18 protein-coding genes and 1 other annotated feature are annotated in these 13,787 nt (G+C 36.1%); of the genes, 3 read left to right on the top strand and 15 right to left on the bottom strand.

Features of this window, described 5'->3' with window-relative positions; all coding sequences use genetic code 11:
* Positions 1 to 25: 25 nt before the first annotated feature.
* Positions 26 to 1,027: a Gfo/Idh/MocA family protein gene (locus BCR22_RS13055; protein WP_069655317.1), complete on the bottom strand. Its 1,002-nt coding sequence runs from the start codon at positions 1,025 to 1,027 to the stop codon at positions 26 to 28.
* Between the two features lie 8 nt (positions 1,028 to 1,035).
* Positions 1,036 to 1,773 (bottom strand): DNA/RNA nuclease SfsA, encoded by a 738-nt coding sequence (gene sfsA, locus BCR22_RS13050; RefSeq protein WP_205634373.1) that lies wholly within the window; start codon positions 1,771 to 1,773, stop codon positions 1,036 to 1,038.
* 217 nt (positions 1,774 to 1,990) lie between these two features.
* Between sfsA and BCR22_RS13045 the strand changes: the two genes are divergently transcribed.
* On the top strand, positions 1,991 to 2,380 hold the full coding sequence (locus BCR22_RS13045) for a DUF4828 domain-containing protein (protein ID WP_069655315.1): 390 nt from the start codon (positions 1,991 to 1,993) through the stop codon (positions 2,378 to 2,380).
* Between the two features lie 69 nt (positions 2,381 to 2,449).
* Here BCR22_RS13045 and hisE read toward each other — a convergent pair whose 3' ends face one another.
* The 10 genes from hisE to BCR22_RS12995 all read right to left on the bottom strand — a co-directional run bounded on the left by hisE (position 2,450) and on the right by BCR22_RS12995 (position 10,249).
* Positions 2,450 to 2,761, bottom strand: a complete 312-nt coding sequence (hisE, locus tag BCR22_RS13040) for a phosphoribosyl-ATP diphosphatase (protein ID WP_069655314.1) — start codon at positions 2,759 to 2,761, stop codon at positions 2,450 to 2,452.
* 44 nt (positions 2,762 to 2,805) lie between these two features.
* The gene (gene hisI / locus BCR22_RS13035; RefSeq protein ID WP_069655313.1) at positions 2,806 to 3,111 is read right to left on the bottom strand and encodes a phosphoribosyl-AMP cyclohydrolase; all 306 of its coding nucleotides are present in this window, start codon (positions 3,109 to 3,111) and stop codon (positions 2,806 to 2,808) included.
* On the bottom strand, positions 3,108 to 3,863 hold the full coding sequence (hisF, locus tag BCR22_RS13030) for an imidazole glycerol phosphate synthase subunit HisF (protein WP_069655312.1): 756 nt from the start codon (positions 3,861 to 3,863) through the stop codon (positions 3,108 to 3,110). Before hisF ends, hisI begins: the two co-directional genes overlap by 4 nt.
* A complete protein-coding gene (gene hisA / locus BCR22_RS13025) occupies positions 3,853 to 4,578 on the bottom strand; it encodes a 1-(5-phosphoribosyl)-5-[(5-phosphoribosylamino)methylideneamino]imidazole-4-carboxamide isomerase (protein WP_069655311.1) in 726 nt (241 codons plus the stop codon). The genes hisF and hisA overlap by 11 nt, the downstream gene beginning before the upstream one ends.
* Positions 4,556 to 5,182, bottom strand: coding sequence for an imidazole glycerol phosphate synthase subunit HisH (gene hisH, locus BCR22_RS13020; protein ID WP_069655310.1), 627 nt, complete (start codon positions 5,180 to 5,182; stop codon positions 4,556 to 4,558). The genes hisA and hisH overlap by 23 nt, the downstream gene beginning before the upstream one ends.
* Complete coding sequence (hisB, locus tag BCR22_RS13015) at positions 5,183 to 5,767, bottom strand: imidazoleglycerol-phosphate dehydratase HisB (protein ID WP_069655309.1); 585 nt, start codon at positions 5,765 to 5,767, stop codon at positions 5,183 to 5,185.
* A 38-nt stretch (positions 5,768 to 5,805) separates the two neighbouring features.
* On the bottom strand, positions 5,806 to 7,086 hold the full coding sequence (gene hisD / locus BCR22_RS13010) for a histidinol dehydrogenase (protein WP_069655308.1): 1,281 nt from the start codon (positions 7,084 to 7,086) through the stop codon (positions 5,806 to 5,808).
* A complete protein-coding gene (hisG, locus tag BCR22_RS13005) occupies positions 7,037 to 7,720 on the bottom strand; it encodes an ATP phosphoribosyltransferase (protein WP_069655429.1) in 684 nt (227 codons plus the stop codon). The genes hisD and hisG overlap by 50 nt, the downstream gene beginning before the upstream one ends.
* A gap of 2 nt (positions 7,721 to 7,722) precedes the next feature.
* Positions 7,723 to 8,907 (bottom strand): ATP phosphoribosyltransferase regulatory subunit, encoded by a 1,185-nt coding sequence (gene hisZ / locus BCR22_RS13000; protein WP_069655307.1) that lies wholly within the window; start codon positions 8,905 to 8,907, stop codon positions 7,723 to 7,725.
* Positions 8,908 to 9,033: 126 nt separating this feature from the next.
* Positions 9,034 to 9,303: a binding site (T-box leader), on the bottom strand.
* 292 nt (positions 9,304 to 9,595) lie between these two features.
* Entirely contained in the window at positions 9,596 to 10,249 is a 654-nt protein-coding gene (locus BCR22_RS12995; protein ID WP_069655306.1) for a DUF4947 domain-containing protein, read from the bottom strand.
* Between the two features lie 552 nt (positions 10,250 to 10,801).
* On the opposite strand from BCR22_RS12995, the gene BCR22_RS12990 reads away from it, so the two are divergent.
* On the top strand, positions 10,802 to 11,548 hold the full coding sequence (locus BCR22_RS12990) for a TraX family protein (protein WP_069655305.1): 747 nt from the start codon (positions 10,802 to 10,804) through the stop codon (positions 11,546 to 11,548).
* A 111-nt stretch (positions 11,549 to 11,659) separates the two neighbouring features.
* On the opposite strand, the gene BCR22_RS12985 is transcribed toward BCR22_RS12990, so the two are convergent.
* Genes BCR22_RS12985 through BCR22_RS12975 form a run of 3 tightly spaced genes read right to left on the bottom strand, consistent with a single transcriptional unit; the run spans position 11,660 to position 12,781 of the window.
* Entirely contained in the window at positions 11,660 to 11,962 is a 303-nt protein-coding gene (locus BCR22_RS12985; protein WP_069655304.1) for an MmcQ/YjbR family DNA-binding protein, read from the bottom strand.
* Positions 11,952 to 12,350 carry a VOC family protein gene (locus BCR22_RS12980; RefSeq protein ID WP_069655303.1) on the bottom strand — a complete coding sequence of 133 codons (399 nt, stop codon included), beginning with the start codon at positions 12,348 to 12,350 and terminating at the stop codon, positions 11,952 to 11,954. Before BCR22_RS12980 ends, BCR22_RS12985 begins: the two co-directional genes overlap by 11 nt.
* Before the next feature lie 35 nt (positions 12,351 to 12,385).
* Positions 12,386 to 12,781 (bottom strand): hypothetical protein, encoded by a 396-nt coding sequence (locus tag BCR22_RS12975; RefSeq protein WP_069655302.1) that lies wholly within the window; start codon positions 12,779 to 12,781, stop codon positions 12,386 to 12,388.
* A 345-nt stretch (positions 12,782 to 13,126) separates the two neighbouring features.
* On the opposite strand from BCR22_RS12975, the gene efaR reads away from it, so the two are divergent.
* The gene (efaR, locus tag BCR22_RS12970) at positions 13,127 to 13,774 is read left to right on the top strand and encodes a transcriptional regulator EfaR (protein WP_069655301.1); all 648 of its coding nucleotides are present in this window, start codon (positions 13,127 to 13,129) and stop codon (positions 13,772 to 13,774) included.
* The last annotated feature ends 13 nt before the right edge of the window (positions 13,775 to 13,787 follow it).

Here is a 13,787-nt window from a genome sequence, read left to right as displayed (position 1 = left end):
ATAGTCCTTTCTTCGTTAACGCTAGTTATTTTGTGTCTGCATCAAAAACGATACCCGCACTTTTTCTTAAGGTTGTTACTACTTTGTTCACATTACGTGATAATTCCACCCATTCTTCATAACGTGCTCCTATAGTTGGATCATTGGGATTCTCAAGAACATCCGCGAAATCATTGGCTTCTTCGATCATTGGATTTTCTTCGGTTGTTAAAGAAATGATCTCGCGTTCTTGATGGTTTCGATCATGAAATTCTGCTTTAGAGATGGCATTTACACTGTCTAAAATCAATGTACCGCCTTCAAAATAAATTTCAGAATCTAGGAAAGAATCTGCATTTTTACCAGTCTGTAACGTTACATCAAACAAATCATATCTTAAGATTGCTGTACCTAGTCCATCTACATCTGTCGGGATTTTTCTTGCAAAATAATGGCTTTCATTCGGCATACCAAACCAACCAACAGCGGCATAAACCAAATAGACTCCAAGATCCGCCATTGCGCCTCCAGAAAAATGGGGTGAAAAGATATTTGGCTCTTGCCCGTTAAGTACTTGATCATAACGAGATGAATATTTCATATAAGTAAAGTTTGCACCGATAATTTGATTTTTCAATGGTAATAAGTCGCGAATTTTTTTGAAGCTTTTCTCATGGATATTACGAGCTGCTTCAAAAAAGAAGACGTTCTCTTGGTTTGCTAACTCAATGATTTCTGCCATCTCTTCAGGTGTTGAGAAGGCTGGCTTTTCGACAATGATATTTTTCCCTGCCAGAATCCCTTGTTTCGCTTGTTCAAAATGAAGAGAATTAGGGGAAGCGATATAAATCGTATCCATATGCGCAATACCAAAAAATGTTTTTAAATCTGTTGCGTATTCAACATCGCCGTACTCTTTACCAAATTTTTGAGCGGTTTCTAATTTGCGTGAATAAACCGCTGTCAAATCATAGCGATTCGTTTCCAATGCTGCGTTGACAAATTGATGGCTAATCCAGTTTGTTCCAATAATACCTAAGTGAATCATCTTTACCCTCACCTTTCTGAATTTGGATCTTCAAACGTTGTTTTAACATCGAATGGTACTGGATGTTCTATTGCTATTGTATCAGGTGTGACACTGCAATTGTAAGCAATGACGCTTAATCCTTGTGTTTGCCCTGATAAAATCATTTCTGTTAAAGCTGGTTGCATATTTGTATGGATTGTCGCAGCTTCAACCTGTTCAAATTGGACTATAAACAATACATAGCTTTGATACCCTTCTTTCATGGCTTCGATCAACTCGGTCACATGCTTTAAGCCTCGAAGTGTTGGTGCATCAGGAAACGCACCAACTCCATGATTTTCTAAGGTCATGCCTTTCACCTCAACAAATGCTTGATTTCCAGTATCTGTCTCAACTAATAAATCAAATTTTGACTGAGCAAATCGTTTTTCTCTTTTTATGGAAACAATATCGCCTTTTAATCCAGGCAAAATAATCGTACCGTCTTGGATACCATCCGCTGCTAACGCGTTAGGAACTTGGCTATCGATATTAAACCAAGCTTTGTCTTTTTTGACAGCAATCAGATCATACGCTGTTTTTCTCTTAGGCGAAGGTTGGTACGACAGAGCAACCTCTACTTCTGGATGAAATAGTTCTTTGCAACGGCCGGTATTTTTTACGTGAACCGTTACCATTTCGCCATTTTCCTGCAATCGACATTCTGCTATAAAACGATTTGGTCTATTCATAAAATGTGCTAAATGTACGTTCGGATATGCAATCATTGTAACACCCTTTCATCAAAACAATACCATATTTTGAATGAAAAAGCATCGTCAAACTTTTCATCCATTTTTTTGAATGTATAACGAAAATATTCATGAACAATTACCTTTTTTTTAATCATTGCGACTTCATTAAATTTTCTTTTAGGAGAAGATTTTCGAATAGTTTGTTTTTTAATTTCGTGCTATGATTGTTTTGGAGGAGAATGATAGTATGAAAAAAAATTGGTCATTATTTTTAGGCGCATCACTTATTACAGGGATTGCAGGTTCATTGTTCTTAAAAAAGAAACAAGAAAGACAGCGATCTGATTCAGATATTCCTAATTTATATAAAAGTTATTTAGGCAGTTGGTGGTTTGTCAATAAACAAAAAGCCACCCAACATACCTTGACGATCGAAGATGATTTACAGATCACGATTGATGGAAAAAAATTAAGCTACATGTTAGTTGAATTGACTAATAAACGCTTAGTTGCGCAAGATGAATACGGCTATCATTTGATCGTTCAGTGTTTAAAAGATAAGCCTGCATCATTATATGATGAAGCGGATGATGCTACTTATGTTTTAGAATCTACTGATTCTTTAGAACGTCCATAAAAAAGACGAGGTTGGGACGTAACTCATAGAGTTATGTCCCGGCCTGGTCTTTTTTAATACTCTGATCGTTTAAAGTTCATCGATTTGTTTGCGTTCCTTCGTCTTGCTCAATTTTCCTTCTCGTTTCTGTAGTTCATTTTTAATTGCTTCTAAAGAGACATCTTTTTCAGCAAGCAAGACTAACATATGATAAATCAAATCCGATGTTTCAGTAATCAGTTCTTCTTGATTATTTTTAGCTGCAATGATCACTTCTGTCGTTTCTTCTCCGACTTTCTTTAGAATTTTATCCAATCCTTGATCGAACAAGTAATTTGTATAGGAGCCTTCTTTTGGTTCTTTTTTACGCGCTTGTATTTCTTCATAGAGTGTCTTGATCATACTATTTACCTCCTTACTTTTATATGAAAGACTAACTTTTATAGTTAGATAATGACATTGAAAAAACAGCTATGTTCACCAGTGTGACAAGCGGGACCCTTTTGTTCCACAGTGATAAGCAGTGTATCTTTGTCGCAATCCATAACCAGACTTTTTACGTGTTGTGTATGGCCACTCGTTGCACCTTTATTCCATAATTGTTGACGTGAGCGTGAATAAAACCATGTGGTTCTAGTTTCAAGTGTTTTTTTATAGCTCTCTTCGTTCATATAAGCCAACATCAAGACCTCATTCGTTTTTTCTTCTATAATAATTGCAGGTAATAGACCTTTGTGAAAATCAGGTTTCATCTTCGCACCACCATCCCAACTTGTTTCAAGACTTCTTTCAATTCCGGAATCTTTACTTCCCCATAGTGAAAAATACTCGCAGCTAACGCTCCACTTGCTTTGGTTTGCTCAAATACGTCTATAATATCTTCTGCACTACCACAACCACCTGATGCAATCACTGGAACAGTGACAGCTTGGCAAATCGCTTGATTCAAGGCAAGATCATACCCGTTTTTTGTCCCATCTGCATCCATGCTTGTTAATAAAATTTCACCTGCACCTAAAGTCACCGCTCGCTTAGCCCATTGTATCGCATCTAATCCCGTATCTTCTCGACCGCCTTTAGCAAAAACATGCCAGGAATCACCTTCTCGTTTGGCATCAATTGCGACAACGATACACTGAGAACCAAATTTTTCAGCTCCAGCCTGAATCAATTCCGGCTGTTGAATCGCTGCTGAATTAAGAGAAATTTTGTCAGCTCCTGCTTGTAGCATTTTTTTCATATCTGAAACGGTTCGGATTCCCCCGCCAACTGTTAAAGGGATAAACACTTCTGCTGCCGTTCGTTCTACTACGTCAATCATCGTATCACGATCGTCGCTAGTGGCAGTAATATCTAGAAAAACCAACTCATCTGCTCCCTGTTCATTATACGCCTTGGCAATAGCTACTGGATCTCCCACATCTTGAAGATCAATAAAATTGACTCCTTTGACTACTCGACCATTAGTTACGTCTAAGCATGGAATAATACGTTTAGTCAGCATTTTTTTCTACCTCCAACATATCCGCTAGCGAGATAGTGCCATTGTAAAAGGCCTTGCCGACAATGGTTCCATAAACGCCCAATTCGGCCAATTTTAACAGGTCTGCTTTTTTACTAACACCACCTGAAGCAATGATTTGTACATCAGGTACAGCTTGAGTCAACTTGGCGTAATCTTCAAACGTTGGTCCAGCAAGCGTTCCGTCTTTCGCAATATCTGTGTAGATAATCGTCTGCACTCCGATTCTTGCCATTTCTTCAGCCAGTTGTAGATAATCCGTTTCACTAACATCAAGCCAACCACTAATCGCAACTTTCCCATTCTTAGCATCAATACCGACAGCGATTTTATCCCCATATTTTATAACAGCTTTTTTAACTAATTCTGGATTTTGTAAGGCTGCTGAACCAATAATAATTCGATCAATTCCAAGTGAAACATAGGCATCAACTTGTTCCAGTGTACGGATTCCCCCGCCAACTTCTATCTTTAGCCCCGTTTCTTTTTTCATTTCCTCAATTAACGGGGCATTCGTTGCTTTCCCCATTAAAGCGCCATCTAAATCAACAATATGCATCATCTCAATCCCTGCTGCTTTAAATTCTTTTGCCTGTGCTACTGGATTGGGATGAACAACTGTTTTTTGTAAAAAGTCACCTTGTATCAATCGAACAGCTTTTCCTTCTCTAATATCAATCGCTGGTAAAACGAACATGATCTACCACCTCCTTAAATCCTCTTAAAATCCTCAAACCAACATCACTACTTTTTTCTGGATGAAACTGAGTCCCATAAATATTGCCACTTGAGATCATTGCAGGTATTTTAATGGAATACTGTACAAGAGCATCGATTTTATCTGGTTCACAATCTGCATAATAAGAATGAACAAAATAGACATACTGCTCATCCACCTCTTTTGTTAGCAAGTTTTCCTTTGTAGTAATCAATTGATTCCACCCCATGTGAGGAACAGGTGAATTGGGATCCTCTGGAAGTTTTTCGCAAAGTCCTTCAATCAAGCCTAATCCTTCAGTAAAACCATTTTCCATACTTCCTTCTAAAAGCAACTGCATACCCAAGCAAACACCTAAAATAGGCATACCTTTTTGAGCAACATCTTGAATCACGCTGATTAACTCGCGCTGTTTTAATTCCTCCATTGCCAATGAAAAAGCGCCTACCCCAGGTAAAATCAGCCCATCTGCTTTTAGGATCTCATAAGGTTCTGCAGAGATTTTACTTTCCAAGCCAACGTACTCTAACGCTTTTTGAACATTCCGTGTATTTCCAGTGTCGTAATCAATGATAATAATCATCTACAGAATTCCTTTCGTGGAGTTGATTCCTTGAATCGACGGATTTTCCGTGATTGCTTCCCTCAAAGCTCGACCAGTTGCTTTAAATAATGCTTCTATTTTATGATGGGTATTTTTACCATGTAAAATTTTTAAATGAAGTGTCATTTTAGTGTTAAAAGCCAATGCTTGGAAGAATTCTTCTGCTAATTCTGTATCAAAATCACCAAGTTTAGGATTAGCAAACGATGCATCAAATACTAAATATGAACGCCCACTTAAATCTAAAGAAGCCATACCTAAAGATTCATCCATCGGTACAAAGCTAGTCCCATAGCGATTGATTCCAGCTTTATCTCCTAGCGCCTCTCGAATACATTGGCCTAAAACGATCCCAACATCTTCTACCGTATGGTGACTATCTACATCTAAATCTCCTTCTACTTTCACTTCCAAAGATATTCGACTGTGACGAGCAAATAAAATCAGCATATGATCAAAAAATCCAACGCCTGTTTCGATCATAACTGGTTCTTGACTGTCTAAATCAAGTCTCAATTCAATTTTTGTTTCTGCAGTTTTTCTTGTTAAAGCGGCTGTTCTCATTCCTTTTCTCCCCCAGTTATAAAATCTATTTTATAAAATCACTCAAAGCGACATTCGACTGCTCTAGCATGTGCTTCTAGACCTTCTTTTCTCGCTAAAAGTGCAATGGCATCCTTAGCCTTTGCTAAAGCATCTTTTGTATAATAAGTGACTTGACTATACTTCACAAAATCATACACACCTAAAGGGGAATAAAATTTTGCTGTACCACTTGTTGGCAATACATGATTGGTTCCTGAAAAATAATCTCCTACTGGTTCTGATGCATACGCTCCTAAAAAAATCGATCCAGCATTTTTAATTTCATGTAAATAACTGATTGGGTCCGCCAGCTGGACTTCTAAATGCTCTGGTGCTATTTCATTCATAATCGTAAACATCGCCGATACAGTTGATACTACAATAATCAGACCATTATTTTTAATGGATTGTTCGGCGATTTCTTTTCGCGGTAGTGTTTCTAACTGTCGATCAATTTCTATTTCGACTTGTTCTGCAAGTTTGACTGAATCTGTCACTAGTATCGCTCGGGCAAGCGTATCATGTTCTGCCTGAGACAACAAATCGGCCGCAATATAAATGGGATTTGCTGTTTCATCTGCTACTATCCCAATCTCTGAAGGTCCTGCGATCATATCGATTCCTACCGTACCAAAAACTTGTTTTTTTGCAGTTGCTACATAGATGTTTCCTGGTCCAACTATTTTGTCCACTTTGGGAATTGTTTCTGTTCCATAAGCAAGGGCGGCTATACTTTGTGCTCCGCCGATTTGAAAAATTTTGTCTACTCCTGCAATTTTTGCCGCTGCTAAAATAACATCTGGAATTCCTTCTTTCGACGGCGGTGTGACCATAATGATTTCTTTAACCCCAGCAATTTTTGCTGGCAGTACATTCATTAAGACTGAGGATGGGTATGCCGCCGTTCCACCTGGAACATAGACGCCTACACGAGCTAGTGGCAATACTAATTGTCCACGTAACACTCCTGATTTTTCTGTATCCATAAAATCATATTGTTTTTGTTTTTGATGGTAACTGATAATATTCTCTTTGGCTACTTCTAAAGCGGCAATCACCTCTTTTTCTACATTCTGATAGCCTAACTCTATAGTTTCTTTTGATAGAGATAACTCCTGCAGTTCCACTTGATCAAACTTCTTAGAATACGCTTTTAAAGCCTGGTCTCCGTTTTGAATCACTTGTTGAACGATTTGACGAACTTGTTCTTCTATTTGCTGATTGTCTTTTTGTATCATCTGGACATCTTCATTTAGTGCCCTTAAAATTTCTGTTGTTTCTCCCTTCAGCCATTTCATTTCTATCTCCTCCAATCACTGTTTCTAATTCATCAAACAATTGAAATATTGCTTGGCGTTTTCTTTTCAACATTGCTTTATTGACAATCAAGCGAGCAGAGACTGAACAGATATCTTCAAAAATTTCTAACCCATTTTCTTTTAATGTCGTACCTGTTTCAACGATATCAACAATTGCATCGGCCAATCCTAAAACGGGCGCAATTTCAACAGATCCTTCGATCTTGATTATTTCAACATCTTCCCCTTTTTTACGAAAATGTTCCGAGGCAACTGTGGGATATTTCGTTGCAATCCGTTTTCTTTTATAATCATCTGGTTGGTAGTTTTTTGTGGAAGCAACTGAAAATTTACAGACACCGATTTTTAAATCCAGCATCTCATAATAACCAAAGGGATGTTCCATAAGGACATCTTTGCCCACAATTCCAATATCAGCCACACCATGCCGTACGTAAGTCGTTACGTCAGCTGCTTTCACTAATAGAAACTTAAACCGTTGATCTGGGCTGGTGAAAATCAATTTACGTTGCTTGTCTTGCATAAAGGAGACATCGATTCCTGCCTGTTCAAATAGAGAAAGTGTCTTTTTTTCCAACCGCCCTTTTGTCAATGCAATAGTCAATTGTGTCAATTTCAATCACCAACCTTTATCTTACGTATAGTGTCTTGGGTTACTTCTATCACCTGGTGGTATCGCCATTTTTTTCCATAGCTTATCGCTTCTTCGACTGTTTCAAATAAAGATAATTGATAATCTGGATTCTCCTTCACTAACGCTTCGGCTTTTGACAAGAGGGCCAAAGAGCTGTGGACTAATGTTGTTGGCTGTTCCAAAGAAGCAAGATTATTGAGTTGATATTGTAAAGTAACCAACGTATCTAAATTAATTCCCAACCCAACAGCTGGAATGATCGAATGACCGAATTGTTCTGCCAAATGATCATACCGTCCACCTCTAAGAAAAATATCTGGCACCAAATCAGCATATCCACTAAATAAAACACCTGTGTAATAATCCATTAGTGCTACTAAGCCTAAATCTACCGTTAATGAGATTTTCGAGTGTAGTGATTTGATAATTTGCACAACTCTATCTAGTTCATCGATGACTTGTATGATTTTTGATGATTTTGGCAATAGTTCTCTTGCGATTGATAATACCTCGTGAGGTTCACCAAAGAGTTTAGGAATCGCACAAATAAACGCATCCAATTCACTTGGATAGAGCGCAACAAATTGGTTGAGATCAGTTAAACTTTTATTATTAAAATAAAGTTGAAGATTTGTTTTTGCTTGGTCATCCAACTTGAGGAATCGTACAATTAAACGAAAAATTTGAGCATGTCCCAATTCAAAATGAAAATTAGGAATTTTCAACTCTTCCAAAATTTCAACCGCACAAGTAATACATTCAACGTCGGCTTTTAAAGAGGTGTAGCCAATCAATTCAATTCCAACTTGTGTTACTTCATTTTGTTCTCCCAGCATAGCATCATTTGAGCGAAAAATTTTTCCACTATATGATAATTTTAGCGGTGGTTGAATGCCCGTTGTGGCAATCACTCGACCGATTGGCATCGTCATATCAGGTCTTAATACTAGTAGCCGGCCCTGCTTGTCAAAAAAACGGTAAAACTCTTTTTCATTTTTTTCTTCACTGTAAAATACATCTTCAAACTCGATTACGGGTGTATCGATTCGTTGATAGCCTCTTTTTTTTACGATATCGTTGACTTGTTTTTCTAGTTGATACGCGCCATTAGCTTCCCGAAATAATTTATCTCTTGTTCCTGATGGTAAACTACGATTCCATTTCATTTAGTTCCCTCCTTGTTTTTAGATAATCACTATTAGCCTAACATTTTACATACAATCCAATTTCATATTTTTTCATCGAACAAGCCTATAAAAGTAAATACAAAAACGCCCCCTTGGCAAATAAGCCAAGAGGACGAGAAAATTTTCACGTGGTCCCACCTCAGATTTACTTTTACTTCACAATAAAAGCCTCTGTTAGTTCGATAAACTAAGGAGTGATAACGGACTCTCCGATTTTTCCTACTGATTTAGGTAACAAATACTGTCATCCATAAATCTATTATTTCAGAAAAACAACTTACAGGCGTGTTCGATGATGATTTGTTATTTCCTTACAGCGAACGGAAACTCTCTAAAACAAATCACTTCACCTACTATTCTGATCATCGTTTTTTCATTTAATTATCATTTATTTCTAAACAATTTATCACGAAAATGAAATTTAGTCAATAGTTTTTGAAAAAATTGATTGCTCTCTATTTTATTTTTGTTCTCTGACTAAAGTTATCACGACAGACGCACTTTATAATCCTCTCTTTCTTTTCCTCTACTAGTAGCCTCTATTTTCGGTGTAAGCAATTCAAAAAAGACTGAGACATAACTCTACGAGTTACATCCCAGCCTTATGGAATCCGAATAAATAGCGAAAACAAAAATAGCTCTTATTTCAACTACTCAACGAATCAATTTAAAGAGTGTCAATTTTACCGTTAAAATCAATATAGTCGGTCATCGGTGTAATAAACTGAACGCTATTTTCTGATAAGTAAACATTAGGTTTGCCTTGGTCTTCGTAGACTAATACTTCTAGTTCCATATTCATAGAAACTGCTAGCGATAAATCTTTTGTCGCAAACATAAACGCCTTTGCTTGTTCTTCACTTAATTTACCAAGATCAAATTGTTCTTTGATCAATTGCCACTCGCCCTCTTCAAGTCTGTCACGAATTGCGGCAGAATCCGTAATGATCTGACTCGGTTCGCCTAACTTACTGATTACTTGCTCTTTATTGTATTGTGAATAGTCTGGAACAAAAGCAGAGATATTACCATCACCTGATGACTGATAACTTACTTCTTCATCATCATCTTCTGGATTTGGTGTAAAAAACTGCTCATTTACCTCTGTTTTCTTTACTGCTTTTTTCTCTGTTGCTTTTGTCTTACTGCCTTCAGTTGAACTTGTAGAAGTCTTTGTTTCTTTTGTCGTACTTTCAGTGAGAGCAATAGAAGTGCTTGTCTCTTTTGATGTATTAGTTGCTTTGGAATTAGCCTCTTTTTTCGTAGCACATCCGCCCATTAATACGATAAATACCCCACAAAGTAATAGTATCTTTTTCATTTTACTCTCCTTTATTTAATATTAACCAACCATACTCAAGCTTATCATAACTTTAAAGTAAAGAAAATAGTGAAAAGGAGGGGATGACTTAAAAATAAATTCCTTTACCTTCTTCTCTTTTGTAAAAGTATTATTATATAGAAAAAAAACGACAATCTTCAAAAAATGCATGGGCAAACTGATGTGATTATCCTGCTGATGAATCTTTCTATCAAGATGCTGAACGTGAATTGCTAGAAGAAACTGAGATTCGTGTTGATTTGAGTACTATTCCAAGCCGTTTGACTGTCTCATTTGAAAAAGTTCGCGAAATGAAATAGGGAACGGAAGAAGACTATCTAACCATGCTTGCTCAAAATGAATTCATCCCTTACATTTACGCAAAATCGATTTTTGATTTTTACCGTAGCCAAAGTGAATTTCTCAATTAAATAATTATCTTACCTCATACTCTCAATTTTGTAAGGCTTTTGTTCGTTGATTCATAGGACTTGACAAGTTATTTTTTATATACTTTAAAAGTTAAAAATAACATTTACTTAGGAGAATGAAATGAACGGAAATCAATTAAAACTATTTATGATGAGCTTGATGTTATTAGATCATCTTATCCCACTATTACCACCACAATTTGCTACACCAATTCATATGGTCACGCGCTGTGTTGCTGTATTCTTCGCCTTTATGGCAGTCGAAGGGTTTCATTATACGAGAAGCCGAAAAAATTACCTACTTCGTCTTTATGGTTGGGCTGCAATCATGTTTACAGGAAATACGTTGATCAACTCACTGATTATCAAAGACCCAATGTATTTTTCTTACAATAATATTTTTCTGACATTAGCTGTAGGTGTCACTATTTTATCCTTGATTGATTTCGCAAAACATGAAAAAAAAACTGTCTTTAAAATCATAACTACTATCCTAACAATCATTTTAACATTAGCTGTTTGTCTAGGCTTGATTCCAGCAGAAGGCGGATTTGTCATCATTCCTTTTATGTTGCTTAGTTATTTCTTCAGGAATAATGCAAAAAAAAGAGACACTTCCTATATGATTTTTGCTATTCCTTTATTCATAATGCCTCTTCTTGGATTGTCCAACTATTCTTTTGAGATGATTAAAGAGCAGATTGGAGGTAACCCTGACTTTTTATTTATTTTAGTGATTCCTTTTATTCATCTATATAATGGGAAGAAAGGGAACAGCAATCCAGCTTTTAAATATTTATTTTATATCTTTTATCCAGTACATTTGTGGATTATCACATTGGTTAACTTTTATCTACATCAAGGGTGATTCAAAAACGTCGTTTTAAGACTTTCATCTTAAAGCGACGTTTTTACATCCATTCATAAATACTTTATTTGTACTTTTTTGGTATTTTTTTAATACTAATGCGTATGATTTTTATGAGAACACAACTAACTGATCTTCTGTAAAAGATGAATTTTCTAATAGATAAGAATTCCAGTGTGTTTTATTCGCATAATATCCTGAAACTACATCTGGGTATTGCTCTCGTAACACTTCATTTTCTTTTGGATAACCTTTGACCGTCATCACCCAATCACCTGCTTTATTGGTTCCGAGCATACAAAAACATTTCTTCTCGATCCCAAAGTAATCACAATTCCAATCTTTCCGGTAATCAACTGAAGTACCCGGCCATGTTTTAGCGATCTCTTTTAAGTACTGAATTTTATTTTTCATTAGTTTCTCCCAATTGATTATTACAAAATAAGCTCAACAGGTTTCCATCTGGATCTTTGATAATCGCGTAATACTGACCCCAAAATGCTTGCCATGGTTCCTTAAAAATTTCATAACCAGAACGTTTCATTTTTCCACATAGCTGATCGATCTCGCTAGGAGAATCACAAAGAAAAGCCAATTCTATTTTATCCCCTTCACTTTTTGGTAGGTATCCATAGATCCCTTCAATCATGTTTTTAGTATTTAAGGATATTCGCATGCCATCATTGTTCAATTCTACGTAATCTGCATCTTTTTCGCCTACAACCTCAAAACCTAAATGTTCGTAAAATAAAATCGCTTGTTCCATTGATTCTACAATAATCCCAACCATATCTAATTTCATACTACTAACCTCCGTTCTTTTCCTTCATTCCTGAACTATATTTTCACTTCTTTTGCCCTATATCTTAACTCTGATACGTATAAATTCGTTGTATTAGCATAAATAACTTTTCCCAATATGACGATTCTAACAAATTGAGACAGTACAGTTTTCCACTCAAAATCAACTATCAAATAGATAAGATTAATGATTGCAATAACCATTAACACTTTTGTTAAATGATAGCCCAAAATACTTCCTCTGATTAAAAGCACACCCACAACAACGGAAAAAATGACACTCATCAAACTTATCCACATTAGCATTCCAAACATAGAAAAAATAAAATGAATACCAAATTCCATAGCTACTCTGAACAGACCAACTAAACCAAGCAATGGAACAACTACTAAAAACCAACCCAATCCCTTCCAAATCCATGGTACTTTCATTTTACCTCTCCTTTATTATACAGTTGCTTGTTTATTTTAAAGATTCTCAAGGAAATAATCAATAGTCCTTTTATCTACCAAAGCGCAATTTATCTTGTCCAAGCTAGCGATATTTTCTAATCTTTCTTTAATAATAGATTTTTAGATAATTTCTGATTTCCACGTTATCCATCGTTTTGATTTATTTCTATCTTAGAAAACGTTATCAACTCTACGGTTTTTTACCCTCTTTTTGTATTAAAAAAATACTGACCATTTTTTTTTAGATTAACATATTATTAAATGGTCAAAAAAACAATTTTCTGATAAACTTATCTTGATGGCTTCTTTGAAAGGATGAACTATATGACCCCGAATCGTGAAGACTACCTAAAGCTTATTTTTGAATTAGGTGGCGATGAAAATAAAATCAATAACAAACAAATCGTTTCTGGCTTAGATGTCTCCGCTGCATCTGTCAGTGAGATGATTTCAAAGTTAGTCAAAGAAAAACTAGTGGAACATTCTCCTTATCAAGGGGTTCAACTAACAGAGATAGGGCTAAAAAAAGCAAGTACGCTTATTCGCAAACATCGATTATGGGAAGTATTTTTAGTGGAACATTTGAACTACTCGTGGAATGAAGTTCATGATGAAGCTGAAGTCTTAGAACATGTTACCTCTCAAACCTTAGCAAATCGATTGTCTGACTACTTGAATCAGCCTAATTTTTGTCCTCATGGTGGTGTTATCCCAGGAGATGATCAACCTGTCCATGAAGAAAAACGACAAACTTTAATAGATTATCCAATTGGCACTAAGATACGCATTGCGCGTGTACTAGATGAAAAAGAATTACTTGATTATCTAGTATCGATCGATCTAAAAATCCACGAAGAATATATGATCAATGAAATCGCAGCTTATGAAGGTCCAATCAGTATCAGCAACGGCAACAAAACATTAGCAATCAGTTATAAGGCAGCAAGTACAATTTTTGTTGATAAATTATAAAAAAATAACAACG

The sequence above is a fragment of the Enterococcus plantarum genome (genome assembly GCF_001730295.1).
In the GTDB taxonomy this organism is placed as follows: Bacteria; Bacillota; Bacilli; order Lactobacillales; family Enterococcaceae; genus Enterococcus_L; species Enterococcus_L plantarum.
This window is presented reverse-complemented; position numbering and strand designations above follow the sequence as displayed.

What these genes read in the sequence shown, in the direction of transcription:
- BCR22_RS13055 (WP_069655317.1), bottom strand. Translation starts at nt 1,027, where the DNA reads ATGATTCACTTAGGTATTATTGGAACAAACTGGATTAGCCATCAATTT.
- BCR22_RS13045 (WP_069655315.1), top strand. Translation starts at nt 1,991, where the DNA reads ATGAAAAAAAATTGGTCATTATTTTTAGGCGCATCACTTATTACAGGG.
- hisE (WP_069655314.1), bottom strand. Translation starts at nt 2,761, where the DNA reads ATGATCAAGACACTCTATGAAGAAATACAAGCGCGTAAAAAAGAACCA.
- hisI (WP_069655313.1), bottom strand. Translation starts at nt 3,111, where the DNA reads ATGAAACCTGATTTTCACAAAGGTCTATTACCTGCAATTATTATAGAA.
- hisF (WP_069655312.1), bottom strand. Translation starts at nt 3,863, where the DNA reads ATGCTGACTAAACGTATTATTCCATGCTTAGACGTAACTAATGGTCGA.
- hisA (WP_069655311.1), bottom strand. Translation starts at nt 4,578, where the DNA reads ATGTTCGTTTTACCAGCGATTGATATTAGAGAAGGAAAAGCTGTTCGA.
- hisH (WP_069655310.1), bottom strand. Translation starts at nt 5,182, where the DNA reads ATGATTATTATCATTGATTACGACACTGGAAATACACGGAATGTTCAA.
- hisB (WP_069655309.1), bottom strand. Translation starts at nt 5,767, where the DNA reads ATGAGAACAGCCGCTTTAACAAGAAAAACTGCAGAAACAAAAATTGAA.
- hisD (WP_069655308.1), bottom strand. Translation starts at nt 7,086, where the DNA reads ATGAAATGGCTGAAGGGAGAAACAACAGAAATTTTAAGGGCACTAAAT.
- hisZ (WP_069655307.1), bottom strand. Translation starts at nt 8,907, where the DNA reads ATGAAATGGAATCGTAGTTTACCATCAGGAACAAGAGATAAATTATTT.
- BCR22_RS12995 (WP_069655306.1), bottom strand. Translation starts at nt 10,249, where the DNA reads ATGAAAAAGATACTATTACTTTGTGGGGTATTTATCGTATTAATGGGC.
- BCR22_RS12990 (WP_069655305.1), top strand. Translation starts at nt 10,802, where the DNA reads ATGAACGGAAATCAATTAAAACTATTTATGATGAGCTTGATGTTATTA.
- BCR22_RS12985 (WP_069655304.1), bottom strand. Translation starts at nt 11,962, where the DNA reads ATGAAAAATAAAATTCAGTACTTAAAAGAGATCGCTAAAACATGGCCG.
- BCR22_RS12980 (WP_069655303.1), bottom strand. Translation starts at nt 12,350, where the DNA reads ATGAAATTAGATATGGTTGGGATTATTGTAGAATCAATGGAACAAGCG.
- BCR22_RS12975 (WP_069655302.1), bottom strand. Translation starts at nt 12,781, where the DNA reads ATGAAAGTACCATGGATTTGGAAGGGATTGGGTTGGTTTTTAGTAGTT.
- efaR (WP_069655301.1), top strand. Translation starts at nt 13,127, where the DNA reads ATGACCCCGAATCGTGAAGACTACCTAAAGCTTATTTTTGAATTAGGT.